This window comes from Isoptericola sp. S6320L, from assembly GCF_023015685.1.
GTDB lineage: Bacteria > Actinomycetota > Actinomycetes > Actinomycetales > Cellulomonadaceae > Isoptericola > Isoptericola halotolerans_A.
Genome location: NZ_JALKAT010000006.1, coordinates 13,083 through 35,071, shown reverse-complemented (window position 1 = coordinate 35,071; position 21,989 = coordinate 13,083). Strand labels below are relative to the sequence as shown.

23 protein-coding genes, 1 tRNA gene and 1 other RNA gene are annotated in these 21,989 nt (G+C 72.8%); 15 read left to right on the top strand and 10 right to left on the bottom strand.

Features of this window, described 5'->3' with window-relative positions:
- Positions 1-3 precede the first annotated feature (3 nt).
- Together MWU57_RS05305 and MWU57_RS05300 are read right to left on the bottom strand one after the other, a co-directional pair.
- Positions 4-1,797 (bottom strand): beta-galactosidase family protein, encoded by a 1,794-nt coding sequence (locus MWU57_RS05305; RefSeq protein ID WP_246907761.1) that lies wholly within the window; start codon positions 1,795-1,797, stop codon positions 4-6.
- Positions 1,798-1,895: 98 nt separating this feature from the next.
- A tRNA-Ser gene (locus MWU57_RS05300) sits at positions 1,896-1,980 on the bottom strand.
- A 155-nt stretch (positions 1,981-2,135) separates the two neighbouring features.
- Between MWU57_RS05300 and ffs the strand changes: the two genes are divergently transcribed.
- The 5 genes from ffs (at position 2,136) to MWU57_RS05275 (ending at position 6,301) form a co-directional block, all read left to right on the top strand.
- An RNA gene (ffs, locus tag MWU57_RS05295) (signal recognition particle sRNA small type) lies at positions 2,136-2,232 on the top strand.
- A gap of 357 nt (positions 2,233-2,589) precedes the next feature.
- Positions 2,590-3,480 (top strand): MetQ/NlpA family ABC transporter substrate-binding protein, encoded by an 891-nt coding sequence (locus tag MWU57_RS05290; RefSeq protein WP_246907760.1) that lies wholly within the window; start codon positions 2,590-2,592, stop codon positions 3,478-3,480.
- A 217-nt stretch (positions 3,481-3,697) separates the two neighbouring features.
- Entirely contained in the window at positions 3,698-4,786 is a 1,089-nt protein-coding gene (locus MWU57_RS05285; RefSeq protein WP_246907759.1) for a methionine ABC transporter ATP-binding protein, read from the top strand.
- Complete coding sequence (locus tag MWU57_RS05280; RefSeq protein ID WP_246907757.1) at positions 4,783-5,436, top strand: methionine ABC transporter permease; 654 nt, start codon at positions 4,783-4,785, stop codon at positions 5,434-5,436. Before MWU57_RS05285 ends, MWU57_RS05280 begins: the two co-directional genes overlap by 4 nt.
- Positions 5,437-5,485: 49 nt before the next feature.
- The gene (locus tag MWU57_RS05275; protein WP_246907756.1) at positions 5,486-6,301 is read left to right on the top strand and encodes a hypothetical protein; all 816 of its coding nucleotides are present in this window, start codon (positions 5,486-5,488) and stop codon (positions 6,299-6,301) included.
- A gap of 56 nt (positions 6,302-6,357) precedes the next feature.
- Here MWU57_RS05275 and MWU57_RS05270 read toward each other — a convergent pair whose 3' ends face one another.
- Genes MWU57_RS05270 through MWU57_RS05255 form a run of 4 tightly spaced genes read right to left on the bottom strand, consistent with a single transcriptional unit; the run spans position 6,358 to position 8,567 of the window.
- A complete protein-coding gene (locus tag MWU57_RS05270; protein WP_246907754.1) occupies positions 6,358-6,870 on the bottom strand; it encodes a MarR family transcriptional regulator in 513 nt (170 codons plus the stop codon).
- 10 nt (positions 6,871-6,880) lie between these two features.
- Positions 6,881-7,321, bottom strand: coding sequence for a nuclear transport factor 2 family protein (locus tag MWU57_RS05265; RefSeq protein ID WP_246907751.1), 441 nt, complete (start codon positions 7,319-7,321; stop codon positions 6,881-6,883).
- Between the two features lie 2 nt (positions 7,322-7,323).
- Positions 7,324-7,635, bottom strand: a complete 312-nt coding sequence (locus MWU57_RS05260; RefSeq protein WP_246907748.1) for a hypothetical protein — start codon at positions 7,633-7,635, stop codon at positions 7,324-7,326.
- A gap of 56 nt (positions 7,636-7,691) precedes the next feature.
- Positions 7,692-8,567 (bottom strand): VOC family protein, encoded by an 876-nt coding sequence (locus MWU57_RS05255; protein ID WP_246907746.1) that lies wholly within the window; start codon positions 8,565-8,567, stop codon positions 7,692-7,694.
- Positions 8,568-8,724: 157 nt separating this feature from the next.
- On the opposite strand from MWU57_RS05255, the gene MWU57_RS05250 reads away from it, so the two are divergent.
- The 8 genes from MWU57_RS05250 to MWU57_RS05220 all read left to right on the top strand — a co-directional run bounded on the left by MWU57_RS05250 (position 8,725) and on the right by MWU57_RS05220 (position 14,896).
- Positions 8,725-9,279 (top strand): hypothetical protein, encoded by a 555-nt coding sequence (locus MWU57_RS05250; RefSeq protein WP_246907744.1) that lies wholly within the window; start codon positions 8,725-8,727, stop codon positions 9,277-9,279.
- A gap of 112 nt (positions 9,280-9,391) precedes the next feature.
- The gene (locus tag MWU57_RS05245; RefSeq protein ID WP_246907742.1) at positions 9,392-10,462 is read left to right on the top strand and encodes an LLM class flavin-dependent oxidoreductase; all 1,071 of its coding nucleotides are present in this window, start codon (positions 9,392-9,394) and stop codon (positions 10,460-10,462) included.
- Complete coding sequence (locus MWU57_RS05240; protein WP_246907741.1) at positions 10,459-11,157, top strand: NADPH-dependent F420 reductase; 699 nt, start codon at positions 10,459-10,461, stop codon at positions 11,155-11,157. The genes MWU57_RS05245 and MWU57_RS05240 overlap by 4 nt, the downstream gene beginning before the upstream one ends.
- Before the next feature lie 120 nt (positions 11,158-11,277).
- A complete protein-coding gene (locus MWU57_RS05235) occupies positions 11,278-11,670 on the top strand; it encodes a GNAT family N-acetyltransferase (RefSeq protein WP_246907738.1) in 393 nt (130 codons plus the stop codon).
- Between the two features lie 96 nt (positions 11,671-11,766).
- Entirely contained in the window at positions 11,767-12,423 is a 657-nt protein-coding gene (locus MWU57_RS18345) for a glutaminase (RefSeq protein WP_308221142.1), read from the top strand.
- Positions 12,317-13,102, top strand: coding sequence for a glutaminase (locus MWU57_RS18340; RefSeq protein WP_308221139.1), 786 nt, complete (start codon positions 12,317-12,319; stop codon positions 13,100-13,102). Before MWU57_RS18345 ends, MWU57_RS18340 begins: the two co-directional genes overlap by 107 nt.
- 109 nt (positions 13,103-13,211) lie before the next feature.
- A complete protein-coding gene (locus MWU57_RS05225) occupies positions 13,212-14,054 on the top strand; it encodes an alpha/beta fold hydrolase (protein ID WP_106266342.1) in 843 nt (280 codons plus the stop codon).
- A 95-nt stretch (positions 14,055-14,149) separates the two neighbouring features.
- Positions 14,150-14,896 (top strand): GPP34 family phosphoprotein, encoded by a 747-nt coding sequence (locus MWU57_RS05220; protein WP_246907736.1) that lies wholly within the window; start codon positions 14,150-14,152, stop codon positions 14,894-14,896.
- Positions 14,897-14,927: 31 nt separating this feature from the next.
- Here the strand turns inward: MWU57_RS05220 and MWU57_RS05215 are convergent, their stop codons facing one another.
- From MWU57_RS05215 to MWU57_RS05205, 3 genes are all read right to left on the bottom strand, one after another.
- Positions 14,928-15,698, bottom strand: coding sequence for an isocitrate lyase/phosphoenolpyruvate mutase family protein (locus MWU57_RS05215; protein WP_246907733.1), 771 nt, complete (start codon positions 15,696-15,698; stop codon positions 14,928-14,930).
- A 10-nt stretch (positions 15,699-15,708) separates the two neighbouring features.
- Positions 15,709-16,431: an alpha/beta fold hydrolase gene (locus tag MWU57_RS05210; protein WP_246907731.1), complete on the bottom strand. Its 723-nt coding sequence runs from the start codon at positions 16,429-16,431 to the stop codon at positions 15,709-15,711.
- Between the two features lie 115 nt (positions 16,432-16,546).
- Complete coding sequence (locus MWU57_RS05205; protein WP_246907730.1) at positions 16,547-19,297, bottom strand: LuxR C-terminal-related transcriptional regulator; 2,751 nt, start codon at positions 19,295-19,297, stop codon at positions 16,547-16,549.
- Between the two features lie 169 nt (positions 19,298-19,466).
- On the opposite strand from MWU57_RS05205, the gene MWU57_RS05200 reads away from it, so the two are divergent.
- Together MWU57_RS05200 and MWU57_RS05195 are read left to right on the top strand one after the other, a co-directional pair.
- Entirely contained in the window at positions 19,467-19,964 is a 498-nt protein-coding gene (locus tag MWU57_RS05200) for a carboxymuconolactone decarboxylase family protein (protein WP_106266336.1), read from the top strand.
- Positions 19,961-20,956 carry a pirin family protein gene (locus MWU57_RS05195; protein WP_246907728.1) on the top strand — a complete coding sequence of 332 codons (996 nt, stop codon included), beginning with the start codon at positions 19,961-19,963 and terminating at the stop codon, positions 20,954-20,956. The genes MWU57_RS05200 and MWU57_RS05195 overlap by 4 nt, the downstream gene beginning before the upstream one ends.
- On the opposite strand, the gene MWU57_RS05190 is transcribed toward MWU57_RS05195, so the two are convergent.
- Positions 20,934-21,911: an EamA family transporter gene (locus tag MWU57_RS05190; protein WP_246907726.1), complete on the bottom strand. Its 978-nt coding sequence runs from the start codon at positions 21,909-21,911 to the stop codon at positions 20,934-20,936. The two genes, MWU57_RS05195 and MWU57_RS05190, sit on opposite strands and share 23 nt — an antisense overlap.
- Positions 21,912-21,989: the final 78 nt, after the last annotated feature.

The following is a 21,989-nucleotide window of genomic DNA, read 5'->3' as shown; positions in this document are numbered from 1 at the left end:
CCGTCACTCCTCGGTGCCCCCGAGATCGGGGCGGGCGACGAGCTGCACGGTGCGCACCCGCGCGCCGTGCAGCTCGAGCACCACGACCTCGTTGCCCGTGGCGCGCACGAGCGGGCCCGGCACGTACAGCGTGCGCGTCGGGCCCGCGCTCCAGTAGCGGCCGAGGCAGAACCCGTTGACCCACACCACGCCCTTGGTCCAGCCGTCCAGCCGCAGGAAGTGGTCGGCGCCGGCCGTGCTGGCAAAGGTCCCGCGCGCCAGCACCGGTCCGGCGAGCGGCACGTCCGTGCCTGTCGGGGAGGCGGTACGCAGCGCGTCCGTGACCTCCCGGCGCAGGCTGCCGCCGTCGTCGGCGAACCGGAGCGGGGTGACGTCCCAACCGGTGAGCTCGCGCGCCGCGGTGCGCACCGGGCCGATCAGGCCCTTCGGCTCGCCGATGCGCGGGCCGTAGTTGACGCGGCCCTGGTCCTCGACGAGCAGGGTCAGCTCGCCCGTGCGGGCGGGCAGCGGGAGGCTGGTGGTGTGCGTCGTGCGGTCCAGCAGGCCGAGCGGCTCGCCGTCGAGAGCGACGAGCGCGCGGTCCCGGACCTCGCCCACCACCAGGACCGCGTCGTCGGCGGCGATCCGCGTGCTGTACCGGACGAACCCGTCCCAGGCGGCGACGTCGTCGTGCGTGGGCGGGTGCTCGGAGCGGTGGGTCTCGCCGAGCGCGTCGACCAGGTCGGCCAGCGGGACCTGGCGATCCAGCGCGACGGTGTGCTCGGGGGCGGGTGGTGCCTCGGCCGGCATCTCGTCGGGGACGGGACGATGCCGGGCGATCACCGCGCGCAGCGCGCGGAACGTCGCCGTCGGGGCGCCGTGCTCGGCCAGCGGGGCGTCGTAGTCGTAGGACGTGGTGAGGGGGCGGTAGGTGCCCTTGTCGTTGGCTCCGGCGGTGAACCCGAAGTTGGTCCCGCCGTGGAACATGTAGAGGTTGACCGACGCTCCGGCGGCGAGCAGATCGTCGAGGTCGCCGGCGTTGGCCTCCGGGGCGGTGACGTGGTGGTGCAGTCCCCAGGAGTCGAACCAGCCGTCCCAGAACTCCGTGCACATCAGCGGGCCCGTGGGCTGGTGGCGCCGCAGCGTCGCGAGGCGCTCGGTGCTCCGGGAGCCGAAGTTCGCCGTCCGGAGCAGCTCGGGCAGACCGCCCCGGGCGAGGTGCTCGTCGTTCGCCTGGTCGCTGGTGAAGAGGGGGACCTCGATGCCGTGGCCGCGCAGCATCGCGGCGAGGGTGCGCAGGTAGTGGCGGCGCTCGTCCTCGGGGTCGGTGCCGTAGGCGCCGTACTCGTTCTCGACCTGCACCATGAGCACGGGGCCGCCGGCGGTGACCTGCCGCGGGGCGACGACCTCGGCGACGGCGGCGTAGTACTCGTCGATCGCGGCCAGGAACTGCGGCTCGGCGCGGCGCACGCCCACGGAGGGGTCGGTGAACAGCCAGCCCGGCAGCCCGCCCCCGGTCCACTCGGCGCAGATGTACGGGCCGGGCCGCACGATGGCGTGCAGGCCCTCGGCGGCGACCAGGTCGAGGAACCGGCCGAGGTCGCGGCGGCCGTCGGTGCGGAACTCGCCGCGGTCGGGGAAGTGGAGGTTCCAGGCGACGTAGGTCTCGATCGTGTTCAGGCCCATGAGCCGGGCCTTGTGGATCCGGTCGGCCCACTGGTCGGGGTGGACGCGGAAGAAGTGCAGGGCGCCGCTGACGATCTGGTGGGGCCGGCCGTCGAGGAGAAAGTCCTGGTCACCGATGTCGAAGCGAGGCATGAACCGATCTAATCACGTGTCGACGCAGGGGCTGTGCAGTGCGGTCCAGGAACGGACGAGGGCCCGTCACCGTGACGGTGACGGGCCCTCGGGTCCGGCGGAGGATGGGGGATTCGAACCCCCGAGGGCGTGAACCCAACACGCTTTCCAAGCGTGCGCCATAGGCCGCTAGGCGAATCCTCCTCTGGTGCCACCCACGCACGACGGCGCAGGCAACCCCAGCAGAATAGCGGACGGGTGCGGTCTTCTCCGAATCGCGCCCGGGTGACCCTCGTCTCGGTCGGTGCGGGGGCCTGGATCCGGTTTCGGATCCGGCGCTCCCCTCCGCTAGGCTGGGGGCAGACCCCTCGTGCGGCACCATCTCGCCGAACTCCCCCAGGGCCGGAAGGCAGCAAGGGTACGTGAGCTCTGGTGGGTGCGCGAGGGGTCCTTTGCGTCCCGCTGACCAGCGAGTTCTCATTCAGTGAGACGGTCGATGTCCGCAGAGCGGGATTTTCGGCCTTCCGAGTTGGAGAAGTGGCCCCTGCGGTGTTCAGGTTGAGCCATGCACCGCTCCCACGTCACCGCACCCCGCACCGCGCGCACCTCGCCGCGCGGGCAGATGTGCCGTGCCGCGATGCGGAGCACCCGAATGTGCGTGCGCTGACAGCGCCCCGCACCGCCGTCCGGCCGTGACGGCACCCCCTCTTCCTGCGCCCGCCGCGCGCTGATGGCCGCGGCCTGCCTGCTTCTCCTCTGTTCATGAACCGCCGACGGCGCCCCCTGCCGTCGTGCCCGTGGAAGGACCCACCCATGTCTGTGCGCTCCACCCTGCTCGCGGCCGGTGCCGCCGCCTCCGTCCTCGCTCTCGCCGCCTGCTCCGGCGGTGCCGAGGCCGCCGTCTCGGCCGGCACCGCCGAGGACCCGATCCGCATCGGCGTCGTCTCCTCCGGCGAGGCCTACTGGGACACGTTCGCCGACGCCGCCGCGGAGGATGGCATCACGGTCGAGATCGTGAACTTCTCCGACTACCAGCTCCCCAACCAGGGTCTGAGCGACGGCGACCTGGACCTCAACCAGTTCCAGCACATCCAGTTCCTCGCGGGCTACAACGACGCGCGCGGGGAAGAACTCACGCCGATCGGCGCGACCGCCGTCTACCCCCTGGGCCTGTACTCGACGGCGCACGCGAGCGTCGAGGAGATCCCGGCCGGCGGCGAGGTCGCCATCCCCAACGACGACACCAACCAGGCCCGCGCGCTCCTCGTGCTGCAGGAGGCGGGCCTGATCGCCCTGCGCGACGGCGGCAGCTCGTTCTCGACGCCCGCCGACGTCCTGCCGGACGAGTCCCGCGTGACCGTCACCCCGGTCGACGCCGCCCAGACGGCGCTCGCCCTGCAGGACGTCGACGCCTCGATCGTCAACAACGACTTCGTGGGCGACGCCGGCCTGACCGCCGAGGACGCCATCTACTCCGACGACCCCGACGCCTCGGCCGCCGAGCCGTACATCAACGTGTGGGTGTCGCGCGCCGAGGACGCCGACGACGAGACGCTGAACCGGCTCGTCGACATCTTCCACACCGAGGAGATCGAGCAGGGCGTCATCGACGCCTCCGGCGGGACGGGCGTCATCAAGGACAACGACGCCGCGGACCTGGCGGCCATCCTCACCGAGATCGAGACCAACCTCGCCGCGAAGTAGTGCCCCGCTCGCCGAGGTAGTGCCGCCGTCGCCGAGGTAGTGCCCCGCTTGCCGAGGTAGTAGCGCTCGCCGCGAGGTAGCGGTGCTACCTCGGCCGGGCCGCTACTACCTCGCGGCGAGCGCTACTACCTCGCGGCGAGCGCTACTACCTCGCGGCGAGCGCTACTACCTCGCGGTGAGCGCTACTACCTCGGCACGAGGTTCTGGAAGGAGAGCCGTGAGCCAGCCCATCATCAGCTTCCGCGACGCGGTCAAGGAGTTCCCGGGCCTCGGAGGACGCCGTCGCGCCCGCCGCTCGGCTCCCGCCGTCCGCGCCGTCGACGGCGTCACCCTCGACATCGCCGCCGGAGAGATCTTCGGCGTGATCGGCTACTCCGGCGCCGGCAAGTCCACGCTCGTGCGGCTCGTCAACGCGTTGGAGACGACGACGGCCGGTTCCGTCGTCGTGGACGGCACCGACCTGACGGGGTTGAGCGAGGCACGCCTGCGCCCGGTGCGCGCCGGGATCGGCATGATCTTCCAGCAGTTCAACCTGCTGCGGTCGCGCACGGTCGCCGGGAACGTGGCCTACCCGCTGGAGGTCGCCGGCTGGTCGCGGACCGACCGGGACGCCCGCGTCGCCGAGCTGCTCGCGTTCGTCGGCATCGCCGACAAGGCCGCGGCCTACCCCTCGGCGCTGTCCGGTGGGCAGAAGCAGCGCGTCGGGATCGCCCGGGCGCTCGCCACGAACCCGAAGATCCTGCTGGCGGACGAGGCGACGAGCGCGCTGGACCCGGAGACGACGGCGGACGTGCTCGCCCTGCTGCAGCGCGTCAACCGTGAGCTCGGCATCACCGTGGTGGTCATCACCCACGAGATGGAGGTGGTCCGCTCGATCTGCCACCGTGTCGCGGTCATGGAGCGCGGCCGCGTCGTGGAGCTCGGCGACGCCTACCGGGTGTTCAGCGCGCCGCAGCAGCCCGTGACCCGGCGGTTCGTGGCCTCCGCGCTGCGCGACCAGCCCTCGGCGGCCGTCCTCGACCGCCTCCGCGAACGGCACTCCGGCCGCATCGTGACCGTCCGCATCGACGAGGTCTCCGGCTCCTCCGCGCAGGTCATGGAGGTCCTGGCGGACCGCGGCGTGCACGGCACCATCGTCTACGGCGGCATCACCGAGGTGGCCGAGCGCCCCTACGGCTCGCTCACCCTCGAGCTCTCCGGGGACGACGCCGCGGTGCACGCCGCGCTCGCCGGCCTGCGCGCGGTGACCTCCGTCGTCGACCACGGCACCGCGGCCCTGCCCGTCGCGGAAGGGAGCGACCGATGAGACCCGACCTGGTGCCCCTGCTGTGGGAGGCGTTCGGCGAGACCCTGTACATGGTCCTGATCACGCTGGCCGTCGGCGGGTTCTGCGGACTGGTGCTCGGGCTCGGCCTGTACCTCACCCGCCCCGGCAACCTGCTGGCGAACCGCCCGGTGTTCGCCGTGCTCAACGTGGCCGTCAACATCGTGCGGCCCGTGCCGTTCCTCATCTTCCTGGTCGCCATCGGTCCGCTGACGCGGGCGGCCGTGGGGACGACGATCGGCATCGAGGCGTTCACGTTCGCGATGTGCATCATGGCGGCGTTCGTGTTCGCCCGGCTCGTGGAGCAGAACCTGGTGTCCATCGACCCCGGTGTCATCGAGGCGGCCCGCGCGATGGGTGCCTCGCCGCTGCGGATCGTGCGCACCGTCGTCGTGCCCGAGGCCCTGTCGCCCCTGATCCTCGGCTACACGTTCCTGTTCGTGGGCGTGCTCGACATGTCCGCGATCGCGGGCTACCTGGGCGGCGGCGGACTGGGCGACTTCGCCATCGTCAACGGTTACCGGCAGTACGACTGGGCCGTGACGGCGATCGTCGTGGTGATCATCATCGTGATCGTCCAGCTCGTGCAGTGGCTGGGGAACTCGCTCGCGAGGCGCGCACTGCGGCGCTGACGGGCGCATGGTGCTTGATCCTGGGCGGGGGTGCTGGCACTGTCACCGCATGCCCTCGACAGGATCGTCCATGACCGACGGCCTGCGAGCCGTGGGACTCGTGCTGCTGATGGTGCTCGGACTGCTCGTGCTGCTGGTCGTCCTGGCGGTGCACGACGTGCTCACGCCCGACGACGGCGACCGCCGTGCCGCCGACGTGGGCCGTCAGACGGTGCAGGAGCTCGCCGCCGACCTGGAACCGGGATACGCCGAGCCTCTCGACGCGGAGAACCTGGCGCAGCGCGTCGTCGACGAGTCCGCGAGTGGTGTCACGGTGCTCGGCTGGGAGGGCAGCTCCGGGACTGACGAGGGGGCGGTCGTGGAGGTGGCGATCCGGGCGCAGGTCGAGGGCTCGCAGAGCGGGTGGTTCGACGCCGGGAGCACGGCCGGGAGATCGCTGACCTGCTGGCGGTTCACGGTGCACGCAGGGGAGCACGACGGTGCAGCGACGTACGAGGAGATCGGCTGCCCGGACGACCTGGACCGGGCGCCCGCGCCCGACCCCACCCCGTTGCCGTCCCTGGGCCCGGACGCGGAGGCGACGGTCCTCGCCGCCCTGGACGAGCTGCCGCCGGACGCGACCCCGGCCGACGCGGAGTCGTCCTTGCGCAGCGCCTTCCCCGAGTTCGTCGACGTGCGGGCCGAGCGCGAGGACGACGAGCTGGTCGCCGCGGTCGGCGTCATGCGCTCCCGCGACTGCGTCGTCGGCGTCCGGCCCGACGGCGAGCCCGCCTGGCGGTACTCGGCCTTCGACCGGATCCAGCTCGAGCCGGGCGAGCTGGGCTGCGCCCCCGGGCTGTACCTGCGCCCGATCACGACCCACTGATCGGCGCGCCGATCGGCACCTGAGCGTGCGGGGCGTGATCCTCGACCTGGTGGACGTCACCCCTGCGGCGGGCGGGCGCCGCCGTCGAGGAGACCGATGATGCGTGCGCTGAGGTCGCCGAGCGCGGCGGTGCCGAGCCCGCCGAGCTCCTCCAGGAGCGGGTCGCGGATCTCGCGGCGCTGGGAGCGGAGCACCCGGCCGACCACGCGGCGTCCGTCGGCGGTCAGGACGGCGTCGTAGGCCCGGCGTCCCCCCGTCGCCGGGCGGCGCACGACGAGCCCCTGGTGCTCCAGGGCGGTCACGGCATGGCTGATACGGCTCGGGGAGAAGCGCAGCGTCTCGGCAAGGCTCTTGAGCCCCAGGGTGTGACTCTCGGCGGCGTGGAGGAGCACCAGGATCTTGAAGTGGCCGTGCGAGACCCCGCCGTCCCGCTGTGACTGCCGGTCCAGCGCGGTCTCGAGGAGGTGGGTGGCGAGGACGAGGTCCTGCCACACCGATGCCCTGCCGAGGTCGTCGTCAGGATCCACCCGCGCGTGCGTGTCGTGCTCGGCGTCCCGTGGTCGTGTCACGCTCCCATCCTCACACCATGGGGTTGCCGTGGGCGGTGGACTCCTGCGGGGTCAGCTCCTGCACGACGTCCCAGTGCTCGACGATCCGGCCCTCCTCCAGCCGGAAGACGTCGACGATCACCACCGGGCCGGGAGCCCATCCGGTCACGATGCTGTGGGTGAAGACGAGGTCGCCCTGGGCTGCGGTGCGCTGAGGTTCCCAGGAGAACCCCTGGAGGCCCGGGACCGCGGCGCGGAGCGTGTCGAGGCCGTTCGGCATCTGTGGGCTGTGCTGCACGTACGGCTCGGCCCAGTAGCGGTCCAGGGCGGTGAGGTCCTTGTCGACGAAGAGCTCCCGCATCGCCGTGAGGACGATCTCGGTGTTGCGCGCGGCCTGGTGGTGCTCGGCCCCGGCGTCCGGGGTCGTGGTGTGCGCGGTAGTGGCGTGCTCGGTGGTGGTGCTCGTGCTCATGGTCATGCCTCCGTGATGGTTCCGGTGAAGGTGTACAGGGTGCTGTCGACGGTGACGTGGGAGTACAGCGTCGCGTTGGCGAAGTCCTCGACGTGAGTGACGGTGGCACCGCTCGCCTCGGTCCAGGAGTTCAGGTAGAGGCCGTCGCGGATCTTGCGCAGGTCGAGCGTGACGGTCTCGGTGTGACCGTCGGGGGCGAGGCCGCCCCCCTCCTCGACGACGAAGGTGCCCTGGGACGACGAGTCGAAGGTGAACCGCACCTTCAGGGGTCCCAGGTCGAAGCGGTAGCTGTTGCCGACCGGTTGTTCGGTCATGATGGGGATTCCTCTCGAGAGTGATCGATAGTGAGTTGAACGCTCAAGTTCTGCCGCTATTCCCGGCCCTGGGTGGCGGTGATGCTGACCGCGTTCGCCCAGGGGTCCTCGACGCTGACCGTCCGGCCGTCGTCGCGGACCGGGACGCGGTGGTGCTGCATGCGGTCGACCAGCTCGGCGACGTCGTCGGCCGTGGGCACCTCGATGTCCACCCGGCCGAGCCCGAGGGTCTGCTGGCGCGGGCCCGCGCCGCGGCTCCTCCACACGTTCATCGCCATGTGGTGGTGGTAGCCGCCCGCGCTCACGAACACGGCCTGGTCGCCCAGTGTCATCGTGACGTCGAACCCCAGGCGCGTGGCGTAGAAGTCGCGGGCCGTCGCCACGTCGCCGACCGACAGGTGGATGTGTCCCACCCGGGCGCTGCCGACCGGCTCGCCGGCGAGCCCGCGCTCGTCGAGGTGCTCGCGCAGGTACGCGCTCGGGTCCAGGCCTATCACGCCCATCTCGACCTGCCCGTGCGTCCAGCTCCACTGCGTGCGGTCGCGGTCCCAGTAGAGCTCGACGCCGTTGCCCTCGGGGTCGTCGAAGTAGAACGCCTTGCTGACCAGGTGGTCGGCCGACCCGGTGAAGGAGCCGGGGAGCCGTCGCGCGACCGAGCTGACCGAGGCGGCGAGCGCCGCCTCCGTGTCGAAGAGGATCGCGGTGTGGAACAGCCCGGCCTGGTGGGGAGAGGCGTGCCGGAGCTCTGGGGTGTGCGCCAGGACGACGACGGCGCGGCCGGCCCGGCCGAGCGTCACCACGGGCCCGGCCTGCTCCAGCACGGTCAAGCCCACCCCGTCGCGGTAGTAGGCGGTCATGGCGTCCAGGTCGGCGACGTTGAGGGTGACGGCGCCCATGGCCGTGTCCGCCGCAAGGAGTGGTCGTGTGCTCATGACCGCGACAACCTGCTTGAATCTTCAACTATTCCGGAGCTGGTTGAGGCCGGGCTGCGCCGAGCGGCGGGCGTAGTGTCGGCCTCGAGCGCGGCCGACCCGGTCCCGGACGACGAGACCGGCGGCTCGCCGGGCTTCCGCGGATCGAGGGGCAGGCATGGACATCACGGTGATCGGTCGGGGCGGTATCGGCGGCGGGCTCGGAGACCTGTGGGAGCAGGCAGGGCACCAGGTGACGCGGCTGGGTCGAGGGGGCGGGGACGTCGGGGACGCCGACGCGGTGCTCCTGGCCGTGCCGGGCGGCGTCGTGGCGGACGCGTTGTCGTCGGTCGCCGGCCTCGAGGGCAGGACGGTGCTCGATGCGACGAACCTCTACGGTGGCAGCCGGCCGCCGCAGGGGGCGTCCTCCAACGCCGAGTTCGTCCGGTCGGTGACGGGCGGGCCGACGGCCAAGGCGTTCAGCACCAACTTCGCCTCGCTGTTCGAGCGCGTCGCCGGCGCGCGCGCTCGGCCGAGCAACCTGTGGGCGGGCGACGACGACGCCGCCGAGGTCGTCGAGCGGCTCAGTCTCGACGCCGGCTACGAGGCCGTCCGGCTGGGTGACCTCGGTATGGCCGCCACGCAGGAGGCCTTGGCCGGCCCCCTGTTCTCGATCATGCAGTCGGGCCTCGGCCCGTTCGTCTACCGGATGGCGTCACCCGAGGAGCTCTGAGCGGCTGGAGGGACCTGCCGGTGCCCGGGATGATCCACGGCCCCTCCTCGGTTGTTGACATGTGAATCACACGCGCCCCCGGCGCGACCTCACCGAGAAGGAGTGGCAGACCATGGACGTCTCGCAGATCGAGTTCGGCATCGACAGCTTCGGGGACCGGCCGCGGGACGACCGGGGCGAGATCGTCTCGCACGCCGAGGCGATCCGTGCGGCGGTGGCCGAGGCCGTGCTCGCCGACCAGGCGGGCATCGACGTGGTCGCTCTCGGTGAGCACCACCGGCCGGAGTACGCGATCTCCAGCCCGGAGACCGTGCTGGCCGGCATCGCGACCGCCACCCAGCGCATCCGGCTCGCCTCCGGGGTCACGGTGCTGTCGTCGGACGACCCGGTGCGCGTGTTCCAGCGGTTCGCCACGGTGGACGCGCTGTCCCACGGTCGTGCTGAGGTGATCCTCGGGCGTGGGTCCTTCACCGAGTCCTTCCCGCTGTTCGGGTACGACCTCAAGGACTACGACCTCTTGTTCGAGGAGAAGATCAACCTCTTCCGCCAGCTCCTGGACGAGCGGCCGGTCACCTGGGAGGGCACGACCCGCGCGCCGCTGCACGAGGCCGACGTGTTCCCGAAGACCGAGTCGGGTCGGCTCGAGACGTGGGTGGGCGTCGGCGGGACACCCCAGTCGGTGCTGCGCACCGCCACCTACGGGTTCCGGCTCATGCTCGCGATCATCGGTGGGGCCCCGGACCGCTTCGCGCCCTACGTGGACCTGTACCGGCGAGCCCACGAGCAGCTCGGCACGAGCCCGCAGCCGGTCGGGATGCACTCCCCGGGCTTCGTCGCCGAGACCGACGAGGAGGCCAAGGCGCTGTTCTACCCCGGCTACCGGGAGATCCGCGACCGGATCGGTGCGCTGCGCGGATGGGCGCCGCTGCGCAGGGCGGAGTTCGACGCCGAGGTGGACGGCGGGTCGCTGTACGTGGGTTCGGTCGAGACGGTCGCGGCCAAGATCGCCCACGCCATCCGGGTGCTGGGCGCGGGCCGGTTCGACATGATCTACTCTGCCGCCGGCACCGTCTCCGCCACCGCGCGGATGCGCTCGGTCGAGCTCTACGGCACCCAGGTCATCCCGCGGGTCCGCGAGCTCCTGGCCGAGACCCCGGCGGTCGTGGCGGGAGCCGCGCGATGAGCCCCGCCACCACGACGATCGCGATCCTCGGGGCGGGAAAGGTCGGTACCGTCCTGGCCCGGCTGGCCGTGGCCGCGGGCTTCCAGGTCCTGATATCAGGATCTGGCGACCCCGAGAAGATCGCCCTGACCACCGAGGTCCTCACCCCGGGCGCCCGGCCGGTCCGGTCCGCCGAGGCGGCGGCGGCCGCGGACCTGGTCGTCCTCGCGCTGCCGCTCAGCAAGCACCGCCACCTCCCTGTCCGGGAGCTGGAGGGCAAGCTGGTCGTCGACGCGATGAACCACTGGTGGGAGATCGACGGTCCCCGCGAGGCGGTCGTCCCGCCCGGGCTCTCCTCCAGCGAGCTCGTCCAGCAGTTCCTGACGGGCGCGCGGGTGGTCAAGGCGTTCAACCACATGGGCTACCACGACCTGGAGGACGGGGCCCGACCCGCAGGGCCGGGACGCAAGGCGATCGCCGTCGCCGGTGACGCACCGGCGGACGTCGCCGTGGTGTCGGAGCTGGTCGACGCCCTCGGGTTCGACCCGCTGGCCATCGGCGACCTCGCGGCAGGTGCCCGGCTCGAACCAGGCGCCCCTGCCTTCGGGGCGAACGTCGACGCCGGAGACCTGCGCGCCCTCACCACCGGCCCGGTGCCCGCCGCGACGGTCGACGAGGACCGGACGCGGGAGGCGGAGGTCTCCAGGCCCGGTTGACCGTGTTCCGGCCACACGGTGTCCACTGGGGGCGACGGTCGGCGGTGATGCTCGCACGGTGCGGCACCAGGGCCGCGCCGGGCATGCCCCCGGCGGAGCACGCCAAGGAGAGGTTGTCGTATGACTGACGCAGTGACGGACAGGACCGGCGCCCGGGTCGCCGTCGGGGTCGAACGGGCCGACCCGGTCAGCTCCTACACGATCACGGTCGACGACGGACCTGTCGTCGGCAGAGCGGAGTTCATCGACCATCCCAAGACGGAGGATGAGCGCATCATCTTCCACACCGAGGTGGACCAGGACTTCTCCGGACGCGGTCTGGCCAAGATCCTGCTGGAGGAAGCACTCGCGGACAGCATCCGTCGCGGCATCACGATCGTGCCCGTCTGCCCGCTGTTCGGTCGCCACCTCGCCCGGCACGGTGACGAGTTCGTCGCCGCGGGCGGTGCGTTCCGCACCCCGACGCGCGCGGACCTGTCCGCGGTGACCCTCGCCGTCAGGCACCGGCCGTGAGCGGCTCCCTGCTCTGCGAGACGCCGTGCCGCGGCACGGCGTGAGCTCGGACGTCGCGCGGGATCGCGCAGCCGGGGAGGAGAGCACGTGCGGTCGATGATCCCCGACTACCTGGACGGGGCGCTGTCCGACGTCGCGGCGGACGACTCCGGGGAGACCGCTCGCTACATCCCCGAGCTCGCGGCTGCGGACCCCGACCGCCTCGGCGCCGTCTTCGCCACGGTCGACGGCCAGGTCTACGGCGCCGGCGACGTCGAGGTGGAGTTCACCATCCAGTCGATCTCGAAGCCGTTCGCGTACGCGCTGGCACTGCTCGACCGTGGTTTCGAGCCCGTCCTCGCCAAGGTCGGGGTCGAACCGTCCGGCGAGGCGTTCAACGAGATCTCCCTCGAGGACAGGACCGGACGCCCGCTCAACCCCATGATCAACGCCGGCGCCATGACCGCCCACGCGCTCACCGGCCCGGAGGGATCCGGTCCTGCCGCGCGGGTGGAACGCGTGATCGACGGTCTCTCGGCGTTCGCGGGCCGTCGGCTGCGGGTCGACGAGGCGACGTGCGCCTCCGAGATGGAGCATGCGCACCGCAACCTGGCGATCGCGCACATGCTGCGCAGCCACGAGATCCTCACGGAGGACCCCCCGGGGCGTGGTGGAGGGCTACCTCCGCCAGTGCTCGGTGCTCGTCACCGCGCGGGACCTGGCCCTGATGGCTGCCACGCTGGCCAACCGCGGTGTCAACCCGCTCTCCGGTGAGCGTGTGGTCGGCGAGCGGGTGGTGCGGCAGGTGCTGAGCGTCATGGCCACCTGCGGGATGTACGACGCCGCGGGGGACTGGGCGACGCAGGTCGGCATCCCCGCCAAGAGCGGGGTCGCCGGTGGGCTCATCGGCGCTCTCCCGGGTCAGCTCGGCATCGCGACCTTCTCCCCCCGGTTGGACGCCCACGGCAACAGCGTCCGTGGCGTGTCGTTGTTCGAGCGGTTCTCCTCCGACATGGGGCTGCACGTCATGGAGGTGCCGCCCGCCGCGCGTGCGGTCGTGCGGTCCAACCGCGTCCACGGCGACGCGGAGGGCGCGGTCCGGGTCCTCCGGCTGCAGGGCGGGATCCGGTTCGCCGGGGCCGAACGGGTCGTCCGGGAGGTCACGGACCGGCCGCCGGCCGAACCGCGGGTCGTCATCGACGTCTCCGCGGTGTACTCCATCGACGACGTGTCGCGCCGGATGCTGCTCGAGGTCGTCCGCCGCCTGACGTTGGAGGGACGCGAGGTCTACCTCGTCGACCCGGAGGGGATCGTCCCCGACCCGGACCCGGGCGAGGGCGGTCGGCTGACGGTCGTGGACACCGTCGGCGAGATCCAGACGCACACCGATCACGCCGAGCTGGTCGCCGTCGTCGGGAGCGGAGAGGTGCGCGCCGCCGAGCGAGCCTGGTGAGCGCGCCACCCGGTCGGCCCCAGGCGTTGACCGTGTTCTCACCACACAGCGTCTACTGGGGAGCAGCGGCCGTCTCCCCCGCCGGCCCGGAACCGAAAGGACCAGGAGCATGGGCTACATCACCGTAGGGAACGAGAACAGCACGCCCGTCGAGCTGTACTACGAGGACCAGGGCGCCGGGCAGCCGGTGGTGCTGATCCACGGCTATCCCCTCAACGGGCACAGCTGGGAGCGTCAGACCCGGGAGCTGCTGGACCAGGGCTACCGGGTGATCACCTATGACCGGCGCGGCTTCGGCCAGTCCTCGAAGGTGCACCACGGCTACGACTACGACACCTTCGCCGCCGACCTGAACACCGTGCTCGAGACCCTCGACCTGCGTGACGTCGTGCTCGTGGGCTTCTCGATGGGTACCGGCGAGCTGGCCCGCTACGTGCGCAACCACGGGCACGAGCGCGTCGCGAAGCTCGCGTTCCTCGCCTCGCTCGAGCCGTTCCTCGTCCAGCGTGACGACAACCCCGAGGGTGTGCCGCAGTCCGTCTTCGACGGCATCGCCGAGGCCGCCCGGGGCGACCGCTACGCCTGGTACACCGAGTTCTTCAAGAACTTCTACAACCTCGACGAGACGCTCGGCTCGCTCATCAGCCCCGAGGCCGTCCAGGCCAGCTGGGGCGTCGCCGTCCGCAGTGCCCCGGTCGCTGCCTACGCCGTCGTCCCGGCCTGGATCGAGGACTTCCGGACCGACGTCGAGGCCGTGCGCGCCGCCGGCAAGCCGACGATGATCCTGCACGGCACGAAGGACAACATCCTGCCGATCGACGCCACCGCGCGTCGGTTCCGTCAGGCGCTGCCGGACGCCACCTACGTGGAGGTCGAGGGCGCCCCGCACGGGCTGCTCTGGACGCACGGCGACCAGGTCAACGACGCCCTGAAGTCCTTTCTGGGCGCCTGACGCCACCCGGTGGAGGGTGGCCCGCCGGCTGCCCTCCACCGCCGGTCCCGCCTGTCGCGGGCACGACGGCCCGAGCACGAGGTGAAGGACACCACATGACGACTGACCATCCGGACGACGCGCGGCCCGCGCCGGAGACCGCACCGCGGACCACCGACGGCGCGAGCGCCCCCGGCGAGCCGACCCTGGCGGAAGACCTCCTGCTGCTGCTGTTCCAACCCGGCTCGGGCACCATCGCCGGCGAGGGGACCCTGTACTACGTCCTGGCCGGCGCGGTCCTCGCCGACCTGAGCCTCAGCGAGCAGGTGCAGACCTCGACGGGCCGGGTGGGGTCGCTGGTCGTCGGAGCCGTCGGCGACCGGCCGCCCGCGGACCCGCTCCTGCGGACGAGCTGGGAGTACGTCGAGAGCAAGCCCCGCGGGGTGCAGACCGTCCTGGCGGCCACGGGCCCGTCGCTGCGCCAGCCGCTGCTGGACAGGCTCGTCGACCGGGGCGACCTGCGTCGGCGCACCCGCAAGACGCTCGGCCTGTTCACGTCGTGGGTCCTCGAGGAGGGCGACAGCGGCCGCAGGGCGCGGGTGCTCGGGGAGGTGCGCGCGGTGCTCGTCGACCGGGTCGAACCGTCCCCGCGCACCGCCGCGCTCGCAGCCCTGCTCTACGGCAGCGGCACCATGCCCCAGCTCGACCGCGACATCCCGTGGACCTCGCCGGTGATCGCGCGCGCCGAGGAGCTCCAGGAGGGCAGCTGGGGAGCGGAGGCCTCCGCCCAGGCGGTCACCCGCACTGTCACCGCGGTCGTCGTCAACAGCGTCGTCGCCGCCACCGCCGCGCTGCCGCGCTGACCGCGCCCTCGGCCATCAGGTGCGGGACGCCTCAGTTGAGCGCGGGCGTGTCCTCCGGGATGACGCCGTCGCCGTAGAGGTCCGTGGCCAGGTCTCGCAGCGCACGCAGGGCGACGCGCTGCGTGAGCGGGCCGTAGGAGACGCGGGCGACGCCCAGCGACTCGTACTCGGCCGCGGTCAGCGCTCCGGGCAGGCCGATGACGCTGAGCCTGCGTTCGCCGAGCCCGGCGACGAGGCGCTGGGTCGACTCGCGGTCCAGGACGCCCGGCACGAAGACGAGGCTCGCGCCGGCGTCGAGGAACGCCCGACCCCGTTCGACGGCGTCGTCCAGGCTTGCGGACAGCGGACGGTCGCCACCACGCACCAGCGCGTCGGTGCGTGCGTTGAGCTGGAACGGGACGCCCTCCTGCTCGGCGACGCGCACGATGGCCTCGACGTTCGCCACCGCCTCGGTCAGCGGCACGAGGCGGTCCTCGACGTTCGCGCCGACGACGCCGACGCCGATCGCGCGACGGACCGACTCGCTGGGGTCGCCGAACCCCGCGTCGAGGTCGGCGGTCACCGGCAGGTCGGTCGCCGCCACGATCCGCGCCACGGCGGACAGCGCGACGTCGAAGGGGATCTCCCCGTCCGCGAAACCGTGGCTCGCGGCGATGGAGTGCCCGGCGGTGGCGATCGCGCGCGTCCCGGGCAGGTCGGCGACCGTCCGGGTGCTGATCGCGTCCCAGACGTTCACGACGCGGAGGATCTCGGGGGCTTCGTGGAGCGCCTTCAGCGCTTCGGCCTTCTCGACGGTGTGCATGGTCGTGACGCTACAACGGCCTGCGCGCGACGGCGGCCACGGCGTCGAGGATGACGTCCGCGACGGAGTCCGGCCGCGAGACCTCCAGCGCGTGCGACCCGTCCCAGATCACCCGGCGCACGACGGCGCCGGCCCGGTCGGCCATGAATCGCAGCGCGGCCGTGGGGATGTTCCGGTCCGCGTCGCCGTAGACGAACCAGCTCGGACGTGTCCGCCAGGCGGGGACCGCGCTCACGACGACGTCCGTCAGCGCGCCCTCCGCCACCGGGCGCTGCGTGGCGCTCATCGCGGCGGCGAGCACCTCCGGCACGTCGGCCGCGAGCTGGTCGGCGAACGCCTCGCGCCGGACGACGAGCTCCCTCCCGCTCGCGGCGACCGGGTATCCCGAGACCACGTCGTGGAGCGTGCTCCCCGGAAACCGGCGCGCGAGCTCGTCGGCGCTCTCGCCGTGGTCGGGAGCGAAGGCCGAGACGTAGACCAGCGCGGCGACGGCGTCGCGCGATCCCGCCTCGGTGATCACCATCCCGCCGTAGCAGTGCCCGACGAGGACGACCTCTCCGGGAACCGCGTCCAGGACGTCCGAGAGGTAGCGCGCGTCGTCGGCGAGGCCACGCAACGGGTTCGCCACGGCGACGACCGGCACGTCGTCCTCGTCCAGCCGGGCGATGACCTCGTTCCAGCTCGACGAGTCGGCGAACGCTCCGTGGACCAGCACGACGGTCGGTGTGGGCACGATGCTCCTTCGGTCCGCGGCGCACCGGGGGTGTGGTGCACCTCACACCCCAGCCAACGGTGTGTGCCGACCACAGGGTCAAGGCCGGGGCGTCGGTCGAGGGCCGGGCGCCGCCTCAGAGCAGCTCACGGAGCTGGCGACGCGAGGTGATGCCGAGCTTGCGGTAGATGTTGCGCAGGTGGGCCTCGATCGTGCGAGGGCTCAGGAAGAGCTCGGCGGCGACCTCTCGGGAGGTCGCTCCGGCCGCCACGAGCCGTGCGATATGACGTTCGTGGTCCGTCAGCGCCGTGGACGGCCCTGCGCCGTGTGCTCGCGGGTGCTCCCCGGTCGCCCGGAGCTCACGCGCAGCTCGCTCGGCGAACACCGCGGCTCCCATGGCGACGAAGGACTCGTGCGCGATGCGGAGCTCCTTGCGCGCAGCCTGGCGCTGGCCGCGGCGGCGCAGCCACTCGCCGTGCAGGAGGTGAGCGCGGGCGAGGTGCGCGGCCATGCGGGTGGCGCCGAGTTGGTCGATCGCCTCGCGGTAGTGGTCCTCGGCAGTGCCGGCGTCGGCAGCGCTGTCGTCGACGAGGAGCGCCCGAGCCAGGGCGGCGAGGCCACGTGCCATGGGCGTCCCGCACGCGGAGGACAGGACGGTGAGCTCGTGCAACGCAGGGAGGGCGTCGTCGCGTCGCGCCCCACGGACGGCCCCTTCGGCCAGCTCGTGGAGCGCGAGGCTGCGGACGAAGAGCTCGGGCGACCGGCTCGCGCGCACCGCGGCGTCGGCGGCTCCGGCGTAGTCACCGCTCGCGTTGCGGGACACGGCCAGGGCGTACTGCGCGACACCGCCGGCCGCGCCGGCGTCGTCGGCGACGGACGTCGCCGAGAGCCGGCTCGCGTCGTCCTCACGCCCGCGCCACGCGGCGAGGAGCAGGTCCGCGGAGGCGAGGGGGACGACGCCGGTGGCCCGGGCGACGGCCCTGCTCTCGGCGGCGAGGTCCGCGGCCTTCGCGAAGTCGCCCCTGAGGACCAGCACGCACGCGAGATGGATGAGCGCCGGGGGAAGGGCCGTCAGGGAGCCGGCGCCACGGACCCGTTCGACGTTGCGGCGCAGGAGGCGATGGGTCGTCTGGTCGTCGAGCACCGCGCCGGCGGTGCGGGCCGCGAGCACGAGCCACCGGCCGGTGCGTTCGTGCAGCGGGCCCTCGCCGGCCGGGTCGTACGGCTCGAACGCCGACAACGCGTGGCCGATCTCGGTGACGGCGTCCGCGAGACCGTTCGTGTAGGCGCTGACCAGCGCGTCGAGGAGGAGGTCGGCCGGCTCGGGCGGGCTGAGCGGGGCCGGGGCGTGCCTCGCGGCCGCGGCGACGTCCTCGGCGCTGACGTGGCCGGGCGCGCCACCGACGACGACTGCGCTGTTCAGGGCGAGCAGGTAGGCCTCCCGCGACCGGGCGGGGTCGAGAGGTGCGAGCGTCTCGGCCGCCTCCAGGAGACGAGCGGGTGCCCCGTCCCCGGACGTCGTGTCGAAGTCGATCATCGCCCGGTACAGGGAGACCCGCGCGCGATCGAGGTCGTCCAGCGAGCCTTCCTCCGCGACGGCCAGCAGGCGCAGCGCCTGGTCCGGCGCGCCTGCCTCGTGCATGGCCTGCGCGGCGAGGATCGCCCGCCCTGCCCGCACGCCGGGGTCGGGGGTGAGCTCCGTGGCCCTCTCCAGCAGCGCCGCCGCGTCCGCGAAACCGCCGCGGGCGATCGCTCGTTCGGCCGCGGCGACCGACTCGGCCGCGACCGTCTCGTCGGTCCCGAGGATCGCGTTCGCGCGATGCCAGGCGCGACGATCGGGGTCGGTCCGGGTGTCGACGGCGTGCGCGAGCGCGTCGTGCGCCTGGCGGCGGTCGGCCGGGTGGGCCCCGCCGTAGACGGCTGACCGAGCGAGGGGGTGCGGAAAGCTCACCCTGGACCCGATCTCGAGCAGGCCGGCATCCTCCGCCGCAGCGGCGGCGTCGGGCCGGATGCCGAGGTGCGCGGCGGCCGCCCAGAGCACCACCGGGTCGCCCGTCGGCTCCGCCGTGGCGACGAGCAGCAGTCGTCGGGTGTCCTGCGGTAGCGCTGCAGCACGCTGGCGATAGGCCTCCTCGACACGGCGAGGCGCCGTCAGGGGCACGGGCACCGCCAGCTCGCTCGCCAGCTGACTCGCTCTGGCGGTCCGGGGCAGCTCGAGCAGCGCGAGCGGGTTGCCCCGAGCCTCGGCGACCACCCGGTCTCTCAGGACGTCGCCGATCGGCGTGCGGACGGTCGATGCCAGCAGGGCTCGGGCGTCGGAGTCTCCGAGGGGGTGGATCGTGTGGGAACGGAGACCTGCGAAGTGCGATCCCCGCTCGTCGGTGAGCTGTCGGGTGGCGATGATCAGTGCCAGTCTCTCGGCGGCGAGCCGCCGTGCGACGAACGCGATGACCTGCGCCGAGGCGACGTCGAGCAGCGACCCGTCGTCCACGAGACAGAGCAGCGGCCCGTGCTCGGCGCTCTCGGCGAGCAGCGAGAGCGTGGCGAGCCCGACGAGGAAGAGGTCCGGGGGCGGGCCCGACCCTCTGCCCAGCGCGACGTCCAGGGCGGTCCGCTGGGGGGCGGGCAGGACGTGCGCATGCTCCATCAGCGGCGCGCACAGCTGGTGGAGCCCTGCGAACGCGAGCTGCTGCTCGGACTCGTGCCCGACGACGCGCACCACGGTGAACCCGGCCGGTGCGGCCACGTCGGCGGCATGGTCGAGCAGGGCCGTCTTGCCGATGCCCGCCTCTCCCAGGACGACGAGCGCTCGGCTCCGCCCGGAGAGAGCCTCGCCCAGGACCTGCTCGACCGTCTCGAGCTCCGACGTTCTTCCGACGAGGTGCACCGGTTCTTCTCCTCGGTCATGCGGCATCGGGCGGGCTGCCCGAGGGACGGTGACGCCGTCCCCACCGATGCCGAGCACGGGGGCTCAGTCAGACGTTACCAACGGACGGGTGCGCCACTGCGAGGCGCGGGCTTGACCCTGTGCCGGGAACACGGTCTTGAGTCGTGCCATGAGTGAGCTCGCCGAACCGTCCAGGCGCCCGTTCCTGGACAAAGCCGTGCCCGAGGCGTGGCGCGCCGTGGTGGCCTTCTCGGCGGTTGTCCGTGCGGCAGCCGAGGAGCGAGGGCTCCTCGCGCAGGAGTCCGAGCTCATCAAGGTGCGTGCGTCGCAGCTCAACGGCTGCTCGTTCTGCCTGGACCTCCACTCACGGGAAGCGAGGGAGGCCGGCGTCCCGCAGCAGCAGCTCGACCTCCTGCCGGCCTGGCGAGAGACGGGCGTGCTCGGCGACCGCGAACGGGCCGTGCTCGCCGTGGCCGAGGCCGCGACGGTCCTCCCGCTCGACGACGGGGCCGCTGCCGAGCTGTCCGGTGCCCGGGCCGTCCTCGGCGACGCGACGTTCGCGGCCGCCGAGTGGGTGGCCGTCGCGATCAACGCGTTCAACACGATCTCCGTCCTCAGCGGGCACCCGGTGCGGCCGCGCGACCACGAGGGAGCGCTCGTCCGATGACCAACCTCGACAGCCGCCCCGAGCTGGAGCTCCTCGGTCCCGGCGGATCGCACGCCGCCGTCCAGGTCCTCGAGGCCCGCCCCGTGGCCCTCGGCGGACCCCGCGCGATGAACGTGTACCGCACGCTGCCCCAGCGGAAGCGGTCGTTGGTGGGGGCGTGGTGCTTCCTGGACCACTTCGGTCCTGACGACGTCGCGGACACCGGCGGCATGCTGGTGCCACGACACCCGCACACCGGGCTGGCCACGGTGTCCTGGCTGTTCACGGGGAGCGTGAACCATCTGGACTCCGGCGGGAACGCGGCGTCGATCGTCCCGGGCTCGCTCAACCTGATGATCGCGGGGCGCGGCATCACCCACCAGGAGATCAGCGACCCGGGGACCAGCGTGCTGCACGGCGTGCAGCTCTGGTACGCCCTGCCCGAGGAGACCCGTCACGGCGAGAACGCGTTCGTGCGCTACACCCCGGAGCCCGTCGCGCTGCCCGGGGCGACGGCACGGGTGTTCCTCGGTGAGCTCCTGGGCTCGGTGTCGCCGGTCGAGACCCGCACACCTGACCTGCTCGGCGCCGAGCTGGTGCTCGATCCCGGCGCCTCCGTGCGGCTGGACGTCCGCGCCGACCTCGAGCACGCCGTGCTCGCCGAGAGCGACGACGTCGTGGTGGACTCGACCACCGTCGAGCACCGGTCCCTGGCGTACGTCCCACCGGGGTCGGAGTCGTTGACCATCGCCGCGGGAGCCGCGGGTGGGCGGGTCGTCCTCCTGGGCGGTGTGCCGCTGGACGAGCAGATCGTGATGTGGTGGAACTTCGTCGGGCGTGATCACGACGAGATCGTCGAGTTCCGCCGCCGCTACCAGGCGGAGCTCGGGTTCGAGCCCGCCGACCCTCGGGACGCGGGAGCGCCGGCACTGTTCGGGCCCTTCCCACCGGACCAGCCGCCAGCGCTGCCCGCCCCACCCCTGCCGACCGTCAGGCTGCGCGCCCGGGAGTGAGCCGGCACGGCTCGTCCGCGCGGGTGACCGACGCCCTGGCCCGCCGCCGCGGCACGACCTGCCCCGCGGCCATCGCCAGCAGCGCCAGGGCGAACCCGTGGACCTGCAGCGGGTCCAGCGACTGCCCGAGCACCACGGCCCCCAGGGCGGCCGCCGTCAGGGGCGACAGCAGGCCGAGGAACGCCACCGCGGTCACGGACAGCCGACGGATGCCGGCGAACCAGAGGGTGTAGGCCACGAGCCCGCCGACGATCCCGAGCCACAGGTAGCCGCCCAGCGCCGGGGCGTCGACCTGCGCGGGGACACCGTCGAGCAGCGCGAGCGGGAGCAGGGCGAGCCCGCCCGCGGTGAGCAGCCACCCCGCGAACGCCATCGGGCCGACGCCCGGCGGGCGACCCCACCTCTTGGTGAGCGTGACGCCGAGCGCCATGACGGCGGCACCGCCCAGGCCGGCGAGGACCCCGACCACGTCGAGGCCGGCGTCGGGGCCGAGCACGACGAACCCGACGCCGACGACGCCGACCCCGCCCCAGGCGAGTCGCCACCGCGACCACCGTTCCCCGAGCACGACGACGGAGAGGACCGCGACGACGAACGGGGTGGCGGCCCCCATGGTGGCCGCCACGCCGCCGGGCAGCCGTTGCGCGGCCACGAAGAGCAGCGGGAAGAACGCGCCGATGTTGAGCACCCCGAGGACCGCGGCCCGCCACCACCACGCACCGCGGGGCAGCACCCGCGTCAGCGCCAGGGCGAGCAGCCCGGCGGGCAGCGCGCGCGCCGCGGCGGCGAACAGCGGGTGGCCCGCGGGGAGCAGCTCGGTGGTGACGAGGTAGGTGGTGCCCCACACGACCGGCGTGAGGGCGGTGAGCGCCGTGGTGCCGAGGCGCGCCGCGGCAGGCGATGCCGGCGCCGGGAGGGGAGCGGCCGTGCCCGACGGCGAGGTGGTGGTGGTCATGGACCCACCGTGCTCCCGGCACCAGCCATGAGTCCAACACATGCTTGTCACTGCTTCGATCGTGAGAGACGATAGATG

Bases quoted from the DNA above. Each gene is read 5' to 3' on its own strand.
- MWU57_RS05305 (WP_246907761.1), bottom strand. From the start codon at position 1,797: ATGCCTCGCTTCGACATCGGTGACCAGGACTTTCTCCTCGACGGCCGG.
- MWU57_RS05240 (WP_246907741.1), top strand. From the start codon at position 10,459: ATGAGCCCCGCCACCACGACGATCGCGATCCTCGGGGCGGGAAAGGTC.
- MWU57_RS05235 (WP_246907738.1), top strand. From the start codon at position 11,278: ATGACTGACGCAGTGACGGACAGGACCGGCGCCCGGGTCGCCGTCGGG.
- MWU57_RS05225 (WP_106266342.1), top strand. From the start codon at position 13,212: ATGGGCTACATCACCGTAGGGAACGAGAACAGCACGCCCGTCGAGCTG.
- MWU57_RS05280 (WP_246907757.1), top strand. From the start codon at position 4,783: ATGAGACCCGACCTGGTGCCCCTGCTGTGGGAGGCGTTCGGCGAGACC.
- MWU57_RS05290 (WP_246907760.1), top strand. From the start codon at position 2,590: ATGTCTGTGCGCTCCACCCTGCTCGCGGCCGGTGCCGCCGCCTCCGTC.
- MWU57_RS05265 (WP_246907751.1), bottom strand. From the start codon at position 7,321: ATGAGCACGAGCACCACCACCGAGCACGCCACTACCGCGCACACCACG.
- MWU57_RS05255 (WP_246907746.1), bottom strand. From the start codon at position 8,567: ATGAGCACACGACCACTCCTTGCGGCGGACACGGCCATGGGCGCCGTC.
- MWU57_RS05195 (WP_246907728.1), top strand. From the start codon at position 19,961: ATGACCAACCTCGACAGCCGCCCCGAGCTGGAGCTCCTCGGTCCCGGC.
- MWU57_RS05215 (WP_246907733.1), bottom strand. From the start codon at position 15,698: ATGCACACCGTCGAGAAGGCCGAAGCGCTGAAGGCGCTCCACGAAGCC.
- MWU57_RS05200 (WP_106266336.1), top strand. From the start codon at position 19,467: ATGAGTGAGCTCGCCGAACCGTCCAGGCGCCCGTTCCTGGACAAAGCC.
- MWU57_RS18345 (WP_308221142.1), top strand. From the start codon at position 11,767: ATGATCCCCGACTACCTGGACGGGGCGCTGTCCGACGTCGCGGCGGAC.
- MWU57_RS05260 (WP_246907748.1), bottom strand. From the start codon at position 7,635: ATGACCGAACAACCGGTCGGCAACAGCTACCGCTTCGACCTGGGACCC.
- MWU57_RS05250 (WP_246907744.1), top strand. From the start codon at position 8,725: ATGGACATCACGGTGATCGGTCGGGGCGGTATCGGCGGCGGGCTCGGA.
- MWU57_RS05190 (WP_246907726.1), bottom strand. From the start codon at position 21,911: ATGACCACCACCACCTCGCCGTCGGGCACGGCCGCTCCCCTCCCGGCG.
- MWU57_RS05275 (WP_246907756.1), top strand. From the start codon at position 5,486: ATGCCCTCGACAGGATCGTCCATGACCGACGGCCTGCGAGCCGTGGGA.
- MWU57_RS05220 (WP_246907736.1), top strand. From the start codon at position 14,150: ATGACGACTGACCATCCGGACGACGCGCGGCCCGCGCCGGAGACCGCA.
- MWU57_RS05245 (WP_246907742.1), top strand. From the start codon at position 9,392: ATGGACGTCTCGCAGATCGAGTTCGGCATCGACAGCTTCGGGGACCGG.